11 protein-coding genes are annotated in these 12006 nt (G+C 66.9%); 1 reads left to right on the top strand and 10 read right to left on the bottom strand.

The window, feature by feature from the left end:
• Positions 1-14 precede the first annotated feature (14 nt).
• From dxr to rpsB, 7 genes are all read right to left on the bottom strand, one after another.
• The gene (gene dxr / locus AC07NF_RS03360) at positions 15-1217 is read right to left on the bottom strand and encodes a 1-deoxy-D-xylulose-5-phosphate reductoisomerase (RefSeq protein ID WP_494630958.1); all 1203 of its coding nucleotides are present in this window, start codon (positions 1215-1217) and stop codon (positions 15-17) included.
• Entirely contained in the window at positions 1205-2032 is an 828-nt protein-coding gene (locus AC07NF_RS03355) for a phosphatidate cytidylyltransferase (RefSeq protein WP_492810891.1), read from the bottom strand. The genes dxr and AC07NF_RS03355 overlap by 13 nt, the downstream gene beginning before the upstream one ends.
• Positions 2010-2786 (bottom strand): polyprenyl diphosphate synthase, encoded by a 777-nt coding sequence (gene uppS, locus AC07NF_RS03350; RefSeq protein ID WP_492810892.1) that lies wholly within the window; start codon positions 2784-2786, stop codon positions 2010-2012. The genes AC07NF_RS03355 and uppS overlap by 23 nt, the downstream gene beginning before the upstream one ends.
• 50 nt (positions 2787-2836) lie before the next feature.
• Positions 2837-3403 (bottom strand): ribosome recycling factor, encoded by a 567-nt coding sequence (frr, locus tag AC07NF_RS03345; RefSeq protein WP_492810893.1) that lies wholly within the window; start codon positions 3401-3403, stop codon positions 2837-2839.
• 28 nt (positions 3404-3431) lie between these two features.
• A complete protein-coding gene (gene pyrH, locus AC07NF_RS03340; protein WP_494630963.1) occupies positions 3432-4169 on the bottom strand; it encodes a UMP kinase in 738 nt (245 codons plus the stop codon).
• 179 nt (positions 4170-4348) lie between these two features.
• Positions 4349-5287 carry a translation elongation factor Ts gene (tsf, locus tag AC07NF_RS03335; RefSeq protein ID WP_492810896.1) on the bottom strand — a complete coding sequence of 313 codons (939 nt, stop codon included), beginning with the start codon at positions 5285-5287 and terminating at the stop codon, positions 4349-4351.
• 154 nt (positions 5288-5441) lie between these two features.
• Entirely contained in the window at positions 5442-6314 is an 873-nt protein-coding gene (gene rpsB / locus AC07NF_RS03330) for a 30S ribosomal protein S2 (RefSeq protein WP_492810898.1), read from the bottom strand.
• A gap of 366 nt (positions 6315-6680) precedes the next feature.
• Here rpsB and AC07NF_RS03325 point away from each other — a divergent pair, with 366 nt between their 5' ends.
• Positions 6681-7331, top strand: coding sequence for a haloacid dehalogenase-like hydrolase (locus tag AC07NF_RS03325; protein WP_494630971.1), 651 nt, complete (start codon positions 6681-6683; stop codon positions 7329-7331).
• Between the two features lie 30 nt (positions 7332-7361).
• Here AC07NF_RS03325 and AC07NF_RS03320 read toward each other — a convergent pair whose 3' ends face one another.
• The 3 genes from AC07NF_RS03320 to dnaE all read right to left on the bottom strand — a co-directional run bounded on the left by AC07NF_RS03320 (position 7362) and on the right by dnaE (position 11992).
• Positions 7362-7994, bottom strand: a complete 633-nt coding sequence (locus AC07NF_RS03320; RefSeq protein WP_494630976.1) for a class I SAM-dependent methyltransferase — start codon at positions 7992-7994, stop codon at positions 7362-7364.
• Positions 7995-8091: 97 nt separating this feature from the next.
• On the bottom strand, positions 8092-8442 hold the full coding sequence (locus tag AC07NF_RS03315; protein ID WP_494630979.1) for a GFA family protein: 351 nt from the start codon (positions 8440-8442) through the stop codon (positions 8092-8094).
• A 118-nt stretch (positions 8443-8560) separates the two neighbouring features.
• On the bottom strand, positions 8561-11992 hold the full coding sequence (gene dnaE / locus AC07NF_RS03310; protein ID WP_494630984.1) for a DNA polymerase III subunit alpha: 3432 nt from the start codon (positions 11990-11992) through the stop codon (positions 8561-8563).
• Positions 11993-12006 lie beyond the last annotated feature (14 nt).

Raw genomic sequence — 12006 nt, 5'->3', positions numbered from 1 at the left:
CCGGGTCCCCCGGGTCAGCGCCCGCGATGCTTTTGAGCGACAACCTCGGCCGCAATGCGGCGAGCGCTGGCGTCAATCATCATCGCGTTCTCGACCGCATCGTCGTTATTCGTGGCGGAGAGACTGCCAAGACTGTTCATACGCTCGAGGGTCCCCGCCACCGAGGCGGCAATATCGAGAAACCCGATACGCCGGTCAAGGAAGGCGGCTACGGCGACCTCGTTGGCGGCATTCATAGCCGCCGGAGCCGCGCCCGCCAGCCTTAGCGCCTCACGGGCGATCGCGATCGACGGGAAGCGGTCCAGATCGGGCGATTCGAAGGTCAGCTGGCCGTAGGCGGCCAGGTCCAGACGCTTGGCGGGCCAAGGCAGGCGGTCAGGCCAAGCGAAGGCGCAGGCGATCGGCGGCCGCATGTCCGGCACGCCCAGCTGGGCCAGGGTCGAGCCGTCGGCGTACTCCACCAGGCTATGGATCACGGACTGGGGGTGGATCACGACGTCAACGCGGTCTTCCGGGGTTCCGAACAGGTACGAGGCTTCGATCATCTCGAGCCCCTTGTTCATCATCGTCGCGGAATCGACCGAAATCTTGGCGCCCATCGACCAGTTAGGATGGGCGATGGCCTGTTCCGGGGTCGCCACGGCCATGGCGGCCTTGTCCCAGGTGCGGAACGGACCGCCCGAGGCGGTCAGGATCAGGCGGGCCACACGGTGCGCACAGTCGGGCTGCAGCACCTGGAATATTGCGGAATGTTCGGAGTCGACCGGAATCACCGAGCCGCCGGCCGCCTTGGCGATGGCCAGCAGGGCCGGCCCCGCGCAGACGAGGCTTTCCTTGTTGGCCAGGGCGATCACCGCGCCGGTGCGGGCGGCGGCCAGGGTGGGCGCCAGGCCCGCCGCGCCGACGATGGCCGACATCACCCAGTCCGCGCCCATGGCCGCGGCCTCATTGATCGCCGTCGCGCCGGCGGCGGCGCGCACGCCGGTTCCGGCCAGGCCATCCTTCAGGCGCTGGAGCTTGGCCTCGTCCTCGATGACCGCGACCTGCGGCTTCCAGCGCACCGCCTGCTGGATCAGGCGCTCGACATTACGCCCCGCCGTCAGGGCCAGGATCTCGACCTCGACGCCGGATTCTTCGAAGAGGCTAAGGGTGGAAAGGCCGATCGATCCGGTCGAACCCAGCACCACCACCTTACGGGGAAGGGTCAATGGGACCATCCCACATGGTCGACCAGGCGGACGGCGGCGACCACGATCGCCGCGAACATCAGCCCGTCGACGCGATCCAGCAGGCCGCCGTGACCCGGAATGATGTCGCCGCTGTCCTTCACGCCGAACCGGCGCTTGAGCATCGATTCCCAAAGGTCGCCGGCCATGGTGGCCAGGCCGCCCAGCAGGCCGACCAGGGCAGCAGCGGGCCAAACCAGCCTCAGATGGGCGAAATGGGCCACCAGCACGGCGCCGATCGTCGCCGCCACCAGGCCGCCGATGAAGCCCGACCAGGTCTTGTTAGGCGAGATCTGAGGCCACAGCTTGGGCCCCTTCAGCAGGCTGCCGGCCACATAGGCGAAGATGTCGGCGAACCAGGTCACCACGAACAGCAGCAGCGTCCACCACAGGCCGTCCGGCAGCGAGCGGACCCACACCAGGGCGATGACCGCCGGGGCGATATAGACGACGCCATAGGCCGCATCGGCCCGGCGTTCGACCGCGCCGCGCGCGATCAGCCCAGCCAGGAACGCGCCGACCAGCACGACCGACCAGGCGATGAAGAACTGATGCAGATAGGCGGCGATAACCGCGATGGCGCAAAACAGGCCGACCACGGCGCCGACGGCGTTGGGGGCCTTGGGCGCGCTGATCTTGCCCCACTCACGCGCCAACAGCGCGGTGCAGACCAGGGCCAGGGCCAGGAACCAGAAATTCCCCAGCCAGACGGCGGCCACGACCGTAGGCACGAGCACGGTGGCCGAAACCACACGCGTCTTCAGATTGCCCCAGTTGAAGCGCTTAGCCGGCGACGGCGACGTCATCGGCCGCGATCCCTCCGTAACGTCGATCGCGACGGCGATAGTCGGCGATGGCCGCGGCCAGGGCCTCGGGGCCGTAGTCGGGCCACAGCACGTCCTGGAACACCAGCTCGGCGTAGGCGCACTCCCAAAGCAGGAAGTTCGAGATGCGGCGCTCGCCGCTGGTGCGCACGATCAGGTCCGGAGCCGGCGACGAGGCGGTCGACAGGAACCGCTCGAACGTTTCTTCGGTCAGGTCCGAAGCCTTGGCCTCGCCCCGCTCGACCTTCTCGGCGAAGGCCCGCGCGGCGTCGGTGATGTCGGCCTGGCCGCCATAGTTGAACGCCACCTGCAGGGTGAACTCGGTATTGCCGGCGGTGCGCTTCTCGGCCCGGTCGATGACCTCGGCGATATCGGCCGACAGGCCGGTGCGACGGCCGATGATGCGGACGCGGACGCCCGCCTTGGCCAGGCGCTCGAGGTCCGATTCGACATAGGCCTTGAGCAGGCTCATCAGCTCGGAGACCTCGTGCGCCGGCCGGCGCCAGTTCTCGGTCGAGAAGCCGAAGACCGTCAGCACACCGACGTTCTGGCTCTGAGCGCCCTCGACGGTGCGCTTCAGGGCGTTGACCCCGGCCCGGTGGCCGAGGACGCGCGGCATCCCCCGCTGCTTTGCCCAGCGGCCGTTGCCATCCATGATAATGGCCACGTGCAGACGTTGGCCGGAAGCGCCGTCGGCGCGTTCCGAAACGTTCTGCAGACCGGTGGTCGCCGGCATTGTCTTCAACCTTCCCTCGTCGTCTCCCCACTAACTCTCAAGGGAGGCGCTTAGACCTGCATGATCTCTTGTTCTTTGATTTTCAAGGCCTCGTCGACCCGCTTGATGGCCTCGTCCGTGATCTTCTGGACCTCGGTTTCCATCTTCTTGCGTTCGTCCTCGGCGATAGCGCCGTCCTTCTCGGCCTTCTTCAGGTCGTCATTGGCGTCGCGGCGGACGTTACGGACGGCGATCTTCTGCTGCTCGGCGTATTTGCCGGCGATCTTCGAGAGATCCTTGCGGCGCTCTTCGGTCAGCGGCGGGATCGGAATGCGCAGATTCTGACCTTCGACGACCGGGTTCAGGCCCAGGCCCGACGCGCGGATGGCCTTCTCGACCGAGACGACGACGCCGCGATCCCAGACGCTGACATTGATCTGACGCGGCTCGGGCACGCTGACCGAAGCCACCGCGTTCAGCGGCGTGGTCGAGCCGTAGGCCTCGACCATCACCTGATCCAGCAGGCTGGCCGACGCACGGCCGGTGCGCAGGCTGGCGAATTCGTCCTTCAGGGCGGCGATCGTCTTGTCCATGCGGTCGCGGTAGCGCTGCAGAACGGGTTTCTCGGCGGCGGCCATGGCGGGCTCTCCTCGCTATTCTCTATCTTCAGGCGGCGCGGTCGGAGACCACGGTGTGCGTCCCCTCGCCTCGCAGGACGTTCAGCAGGTTGCCGCGTCCCTTGATCGAGAAGACCACGATCGGAATGTTGCTGTCGCGCATCAGCGCCACGGCCGAGGCGTCCATGACCCGCAGGTCCTTGGCCAGGACGTCCATATAGGTCAGGTGGTCGTAGCGCTCGGCCGTCGGATCCTTCTTGGGATCGGCGGTGTAGACGCCATCGACGCTGGTGCCCTTGAACAGGGCGTCGCACTCCATCTCGGCCGCGCGCAGGGCCGCGGCGGTGTCCGTGGTGAAGTACGGGTTGCCGGTGCCGGCGGCGAAGATCACGACGCGGCCCTTTTCCAGGTGACGCTGGGCGCGACGGCGGATGTAGGGCTCGCAGACGGTGGCCATCGGGATGGCCGACTGCACGCGGGTCTGGACGCCGATGCGCTCCAGGGCGTCCTGCATGGCCAGGGCGTTCATGACGGTGGCCAGCATGCCCATGTAGTCGGCGCTGGAACGCTCCATGCCCTTGGCCGCGCCGGCCATGCCGCGGAAGATGTTGCCGCCGCCGATCACCAGGCACAGTTCGACGCCCGACTTGACGATCTCGGCCACGTCCTGGGCCACGGATCCGACGGTGTTGGTGTCGATACCGTAGGGCGTGTCGCCCATCAGGACCTCGCCGGACACCTTCAGCAGGATGCGGCGGTATTTCTGAGGTGCGTTGGTATCGGACATGGGACCGCTATTCCTGAGTCGTCGGCACGCACATTACGGTGCGTTCTACAGAAGTGGGATGTGTTTTGCCAACCAGGCTTCGCAGCCATACGGCAGGCGCAAAAAGGGCGCGGCGCGCGTCTAGACGCGCCGCGCCCTAATTGTTTGCCAGGAGCCCTAAAGGCTCCCGACGGCAAGCCTTAGGCTTGGCCGGTCATCGAAGCGACTTCGGCGGCGAAGTCGTCTTGCTTCTTTTCCACGCCTTCGCCCAGGGCCAGACGGGTGAAGCCCTTGATGGTGATCGGCGCGCCCAGGGTCTTGCCGGTCTCGGCGACCAGCTGCTCGACGGTCTGGTCCGGGTTCATGACGAAGGCTTGCTTCAGCAGCACGACTTCTTCCAGGAACTTGCGGATACGGCCGTCGATCATCTTTTCGACGACCGCCGGCGGCTTGCCCGACTCCAGAGCCTGTTCGGTGAACACGGCCTTTTCACGCTCGATGGCGGCCGGGTCCAGATCGTCCGGCGACAGCGACAGCGGAGCGGTCGCGGCGACGTGCATGGCGATCTTGCGGCCCAGCTCGCGCAGGGCGGCCTTGTCGCCGGTCGACTCGACGGCCACCAGCACGCCGATGCGGCCGAGGTCCGGCGCGGTGGCGTTGTGGATGTACGAGGCGACGACGCCGTTCTCGACGGTGTGCTTGGCGGCGCGACGGACCATCATGTTCTCGCCGATCGTGGCGATCAGGTTGGTCAGGTGGTCCTGCACGCTCTCGCCGCCGGCTAGCTTGGCGGCGGTGATGGCGTCGACCGAACCGTCGGTGGCCAGGGCGGCGCCGGCGATCTGACGGGCAGCGCCCTGGAACAGGTCGTTGCGCGACACGAAGTCGGTTTCGGCGTTCACTTCGACGGCCGTGGCGGTTTCACCAGCGCCTTGGTCGGCGGTGGCGACGGCCACCAGGCCTTCGGCGGCGGCGCGGTCAGCCTTCTTGGCGGCCTTGGACAGGCCCTTGGCGCGCAGCCAGTCGATGGACGCTTCGATGTCGCCGTTGTTTTCCGACAGCGCCTTCTTGCAGTCCATCATGCCGACGCCGGACTTTTCGCGCAGTTCTTTGACGAGGGCGGCGGTGATCTCAGCCATCGAAAATCTCCAGATTCAAACGGTTAGCGACTGGGCTTGGGTAGCCCGCCATAGTCTCTAATGCGTATGCGACCGGGCTTGATAGCCCGGTCGCATGTCAGGGTCGCGACGGCTCCCGCGAGCGGCCCAAGGCCGCGCGGGAGCCCGTAGGAAATCAGCCTTCGGCCGATTCCGGAGCCGCTTCGGCGGCGGCTTCAACCGGGGCTTCCGGAGCAGCTTCAGCAGCCGGGGCGGCTTCAACGGCGGCCGGAGCGGCTTCCGGTTCCGGAGCCAGAGCGCGGGCCAGGACCGGCTCGGTCGGGTTCACGGCGGCGCCCAGGTCGACGCCAGCGCCGGCTTGGCCAGCGGCCAGACCGTCGAGGACGGCGTCAGCGATCAGGTCGCAGTACAGCTGCAGAGCGCGAGCGGCGTCGTCGTTACCCGGGATCGGATAGGTGATGCCGTCCGGATCGCAATTGGTGTCGAGGATGGCGACGACCGGGATGTTCAGCTTGCGGGCTTCCAGGATCGCGATCGCTTCCTTGTTGGTGTCGATCACGAACATGATGTCGGGGATGCCGCCCATGTCCTTGATGCCGCCCAGCGACAGTTCCAGCTTGTCGCGCTCGCGCGTCAGCTGCAGCAGTTCCTTCTTGGAACGGCCCAGGGCTTCACCGCCCAGGACGCCTTCCAGCTCGCGCAGACGAGCGATCGAGCCCGAGACGGTGCGCCAGTTGGTCAGGGTGCCGCCGAGCCAGCGGTGGTTCACATAGTACTGGGCGCAGCGCTTAGCGGCCGTGGCGACCGGGTCGCTGGCCTGGCGCTTGGTGCCGACGAACAGCACGCGGCCACCGGCGGCGGCGACTTCACGGACCTTCACCAGGGCTTGGTGCAGCAGCGGGATCGACTGCGACAGGTCGATGATGTGGATGTTCGAGCGCGAGCCGAAGATGTAGCGGTCCATCTTCGGGTTCCAGCGGTGCGTCTGGTGGCCGAAGTGGGCGCCGGCTTCCAGGAGCTGACGCATGGAGAATTCGGGAAGAGCCATCGGGCCTTAATCCTTTTTCCGGTTGAACCTCCGCGGACACCCCCGTTCCAGACCATTCTGGAAGCGGGACCGGAACGGCGACGCCGGGATGTCTCCCCGGTGCAACCGAACGTCCACGTGTGGAATGGCGGCGCAAATAGTCTCTCAGGGACAAAAAGGCAAGCCCTGACCGCATTATCCGTCCGTCTTCAGCCCTTTTCTCGCACCTTGGACGCCCGCTCCTGCGGCTCGAGCGCACGATCATCCCCGAAAAGCCGCGCCCATCCACCGACGCTCCACAGTCCCTCCGCGAAATCGTCGTCGTTCCGACACAGAACCGTGGCGCAATAAATGCGTCTTCACCCTGAAGACGCCGGAGGATGTCTGATGCTGGCGGTCTTCGACCTGGACGGAACCTTGCTGGACGGCGACTCCACGGCCTTGTGGCTCTGGGACCGGGTCAAGCGCTCGCCGCTTCGCGCGCTTGCGATCCTGGCGGTCCTGCCGCTGGCGGGCCCGATGGTCGCCCTGCCCCGCACGCGCCGCGCCGGCGCTTCGATCCTGCTGTGGATCGCCACGGCCGGGCTCTCCGAAAACGGCCTGCGCCGGTCCTGCGACCAGTTCGGCGAGTCGTTCCGGTCCGGACACAGCGCCCTGTCCTGGCGCGCCGGCGGCATGGCGGCCTTGCGCCAGCATCTCAAGGCCGGCGACCGCGTCGTGGTGGTCACGGCCGCGCCGGCGCTCCTGGCCCGGGCGCTGATCGGGCCACTGGGCCAGCCCATCGAGGTGCTCGGCACCTCGTTGAAGCCCCGCGCCGGCGGCTGGGTCGCCGACATCCACTGCCGCCACCAGCGCAAATGCCAGGCCCTGGCCGAGGCCGGCCATGGCGAGCACTGGGCCTATGCCTATTCCGACAGCCTCGATGACCTGCCGCTGCTGCGCGGCGCGGACCGGCCGGTGATCGTCAAGGGCGGCAAGGCGGCCGAGCGACGGCTGTTCAGGGCAGGCCTGGCGAACGGCCGGGCGGCGGCTTGGTAGGCTCGCCCGAAGACCCAAAGACGGCCGATCTCAAGCCGGCCGGCGTGCGGTGATGGCCAACCAGGGCCTCTGTCCGCCCTCGTAATCGCCGCCAGCATAGCTCTCGACCGACAGCCTCTCCCACGCCGCCCCGCCGCGATAGGCGGCCTCCGCCTCCTCCGCCGAGAGGTAGTTGAAGTAGCGCCCCAAGCCATCTCGCCCCTCGGCGCCGCCGGCCTTGAACGTAGCAACATGCAGTCCACCGGGCTTCAGCGCCCAGAAGATGCGCGACAGGATACAGGGCAAAGCGGGCCGAGGCGCATGCAGCAGACAGGCCTGGGCCCAGACGCCGTCATAGGCCGATGTCGCGTCCAGCTCGTCGAACCGCATCACGCGGACGGGGCGGCCCAGCCGCGTCTCGGCCTCCCGCGCCATGGCTTCGCTCCCGTCCGTGGGATCGACCTCGAAGCCCCGGGCCAGCATCGCCGCGCTGTCGCGGCCATCCCCGCAGCCTAGTTCCAAGACGCGAGCGCCTAGCGCGAGGTGCTCGAGAAACGCCTCCAGACGTCGGCTCGCGCCATCACGCCCGCGCGCCGCGTAGGTCTGCGCCTCGTCGGCATAGAACCGCAGTGTCGCGGCGTCATGCGCGACCGGCGCCGGCGCATCAGCGGCGGACGGTTTCATCGACGCCCTCTCGCCACGGCAGAAAGGGCGATGCCATGATCGCTCGGCGCTTCGGAAGTACTCACGGCGAGCACCCTGGTCCGGCGCCCACGCATCGTCAGAACGCCTTGCCGTCCACCTGCTGGGGCTTCAGCGCGAAGACGTCGACGCCGTCCAGGGTGCGGACATTGATCGCCACCATCGCCTGCCCATTCGGCGCGGTTCCGCGACCGAACGACTGGATGCCGCAGGTCTCGCAGAAGAAGTGCGCGATGTTGTGGGTATTGAACTTGTACTCAGTCAGGGCGTCTTCGCCGCTCTGCAGCTCGAAGGCGTCGGTCCCAGCAAAGCCCAGGATCGAGCCCAGCTTGCCGCAACGCGAACAATTGCAGCTGATCAGGTCCTCCAGACCCATCTCGACCGTGAAGCGCACGCGCCCGCACTGACATCCGCCTTCATGCCTGGCCATCGATCTTCTCCCTGTTCGTGGCCCGCTTCGGGCTCATCCCTGTATGTTCAATCGGCATCGACGGTATCGAGGGTTCGAATCCCTCCGTCTCCGCCAACGCAGAAATAGGAAAATATTCCTACACGTCTTCCAGCAGCGCCACGCCCGGCGCGGTCTTCAGGGCGCCACGCAGCGCCGCGTCCAGCGAATAGCGGCCCGGCAGACGCAACTCGATCTCGCGGCCGCCGCCGATCGCGGCGACGAAGGTCACTTCGCCGCCCTTCTGGCCCTGGGCCGGTTCGAGGCGGCGCTTCAGCGCCTCGATCTCGGTCGCCGATGGTGACAGGTGCACGCGCAGACCGGCCACCACGTTCTCGATGGCCTTTTCGATCGGCTCGGCGTCATCGCCGAAGAAACGGACTTCGCCGTCACGGGCCTTGGCGCGGACCTTGATGACCACGGCCTTGCCGGGCTCCAGCACGTCGCGACACTTGCGCAGGCTCTCGGGCGGGAACAGCACCTCGTACTCGCCGGATGGGTCGGACAGCGAGACGAAGGCGAACTTCTCCCCACTCTGCGACGCGCGCTCCTGGCGGCGCCGAACCACGCCACACATGCGCAGGGCTTCCATGCCGGCCTCGGCCTGCAACATGGCCTCGGTCACCAGAGCCACGCGCTTGCGGCGCAGCATGCCGACCACATCCTCCAGCGGGTGACCGGTCAGGTAGAAGCCGACAGCCGACAGCTCCTCGTCCAGCAGGTCGACCTGGTTCCAGTTCTCGGTCTTGGCCAGGCGCGGACGCCCTGCCCCCGGATCCGAGCCGAACAGACCGCCCTGCCCGCCTTGACGGTCGGCGTGGCAGCTCTGCGCGTGGGCGATCAGCACGTCGGCCGAGGCCACGATCTGGGCGCGGTTCTTGTGAATCTGGTCGAACGCCCCGGCCCGCGCCAGGTTTTCGATGGCGCGCTTGTTGACCTGCTTGGGATCGATCCGCTCGACGAAGTCGAAGATGTCGCGGAACGGCCCGCCTTCCTCGCGGATCGCTACCAGGTGCTTCATGGCCTCCAGGCCGACGTTGCGGATGGCGCCCAAGGCGTACAGCACCTCGCCGTTCTCGACCTCGAAGTCGGCGCCCGAGACATTGACGTCCGGCGCGCGCACCGTGATCTCGAACTTGCGGGCGTCCTGGTGGAAGACGGCCAGCTTGTCGGTGTTCGACAAGTCCAGACTCATCGAGGCGGCGAAGAACTCGACCGGCGTATTCGCCTTCAGCCAGGCTGTCTGGTACGAGATGAAGGCGTAGGCGGCGGCGTGCGACTTGTTGAAGCCGTAGCCGGCGAACTTGGCCACCAGTTCGAAGATCGAGCCCGACTGTTCTTCGGGGACGTTCTTCTCCTTGGCGCCGGAGACGAAACGGATCTTCTGGAGATCCATCTCCTCCTTCTTCTTCTTACCCATGGCGCGACGCAGAAGGTCGGCCTCGCCCAGGCTGTAGCCCGCCAGGATCTGGGCGATCTGCATCACCTGTTCCTGATAGACGATGACACCGTAGGTCTCTTTCAGCACCGTCTCCAGCGACGGGTGCAGGGTGTCGACGGGTTTGCGGCCGAACTTACAGTCGACGAAGGTGTCGATGTTATCCATCGGGCCCGGGCGATAGAGCGAGATCAGCGCGGTGATCTCCTCGATCGAGCCGCAGCGCATCTTGCGCAGCGTGTCCCGCATGCCCTGGCTTTCCAGCTGGAACACGCCGACCGTCTGGCCGGAGGCAAGCAATTCGTAGGTCGTGGCGTCGTCGAAGGGCAGCTTGCCGAGATCGATCTCGAAGCCGCGCTTCTTCAGATGCTTCACCGCGCGGTCCAGCACGGTCAGGGTCTTCAGGCCCAGGAAGTCGAACTTCACCAGGCCGGCGCTCTCGACCCACTTCATGTTGAACTGAGTGGCCGGCAGGTCCGAACGCGGATCCTTGTACAGCGGGGTCAGCTGGGTCAGCGGCCGGTCGCCGATCACCACGCCGGCGGCGTGGGTCGAGGCGTTCCGGAACAGGCCTTCCAGCTGCAGGGCTACGTCCAGGCAGGCCGAGACGTTGGCGTCTTCCTTCTTGGCCTGCTTGAGGCGCGGCTCCAAGTCGATGGCCTGGGCCAGGGTCACCGGCGCGGCCGGGTTGTTGGGCACCATCTTGCAAAGACGGTCGACCAGGCCCAGCGGCAGTTGCATCACGCGACCGACGTCGCGCAGCACGGCGCGAGCCTGAAGGGAACCGAAGGTGATGATCTGGGCCACGCGATCGCGCCCGTACTTCTCCTGCACGTAGGAGATCACCTCTTCGCGTCGCTCCTGGCAGAAGTCGACGTCGAAGTCGGGCATCGAAACCCGTTCGGGATTGAGGAAGCGCTCGAACAGCAGGCCGAACCGCAGTGGGTCCAGGTCGGTGATGGTCAGCACCCAGGCGACCAGCGACCCGGCGCCCGAACCCCGCCCCGGACCGACCGGAATGCCGTGGTTCTTACCCCACTTGATGAAGTCCGACACGATCAGGAAGTAGCCGGGGAAGCCCATCTTCTCGATGATGTTCAGCTCGAACTCGAGCCGGTCCCAGTAGTCCTGTTCGGGCGCCGACATGGTCAGGCCCACGAAGCGCGCCTTCAGGCCCTCGCGCGCCTGGTGGCGCAGCTCTTCGGCTTCGTTGCGGCCGTCACCGGTCGGGAAGCTGGGCAGGATGGGGTCGCGCTTGTGCACCATGAAGGCGCAACGGCGGGCGATATCCAGGGTGTTGTCGCAGGCTTCCGGCAGGTCGGAGAACAGCTTGCGCATGTCCGCCGCCGGCTTGAACCAGTGCTCGGGCGTGACGCGGCGGCGCTCGTCCTGGCCGACGAACGAGCCGTCGGAAATGCACAGCAGCGCATCGTGCGCGTCGTAGAAACTTTCCTTAGCGAAATAGACGTCGTTGGTGGCGACCAGCGGGACGTCGTGGTCATAGGCCCAGTTGACCAGGCCCGGCTCGGCCGCCGCCTGCTTGGGCAGGCCGTGGCGTTGCAGCTCGACATAGAAGCGGTCGCCAAACACCCGGTGCATCTCGGCCAAAGCCGCGGAAGCCTCGGCGTTCTTGCCGGCGGCGAACAGGGCGTCGACCGGACCGTCCGTGCCGCCCGACAGCATGATCAGGCCTTCGCTGTACTCGGCGATCTTGGCCCAGGGCACGACCGGCTCGGGCAATTCGGCGCTGTCGAGATAGGCGATCGACGACAGTTCCGAGAGGTTCAGATAGCCCAGCTCGTTCTGGGCCAGCAGCATGATCGTCGGCGCACGCGCCCAACGCTCGGTCGGGCCGCCGCCGATGCCGACGACGGGAATGGCGCAGCCGATGATCGGCTGAACCCCCGCGTCCTTGGCATAGGACGAATATTCCAGCGCACCGAACAGATTGGCCCGGTCGGCGATCGCCGCCGCCGGCATGCCGATCGCGGCGGCCAGCTTGCCAATCTGATCGGCCTTGATGGCGCCCTCGAGCAGCGAATAGGCCGAGCGGACCCGCAGGTGGACGAAACCCTGTCCTTCCGCATCCGCCATGACCGACCTCCGCT

It is taken from the genome of Caulobacter sp. GW821-FHT10A06, from assembly GCF_059415805.1.
The sequence above is the reverse complement of the archived record's forward strand: the minus strand, read 5'-3'. Positions and strand labels throughout refer to the sequence as shown.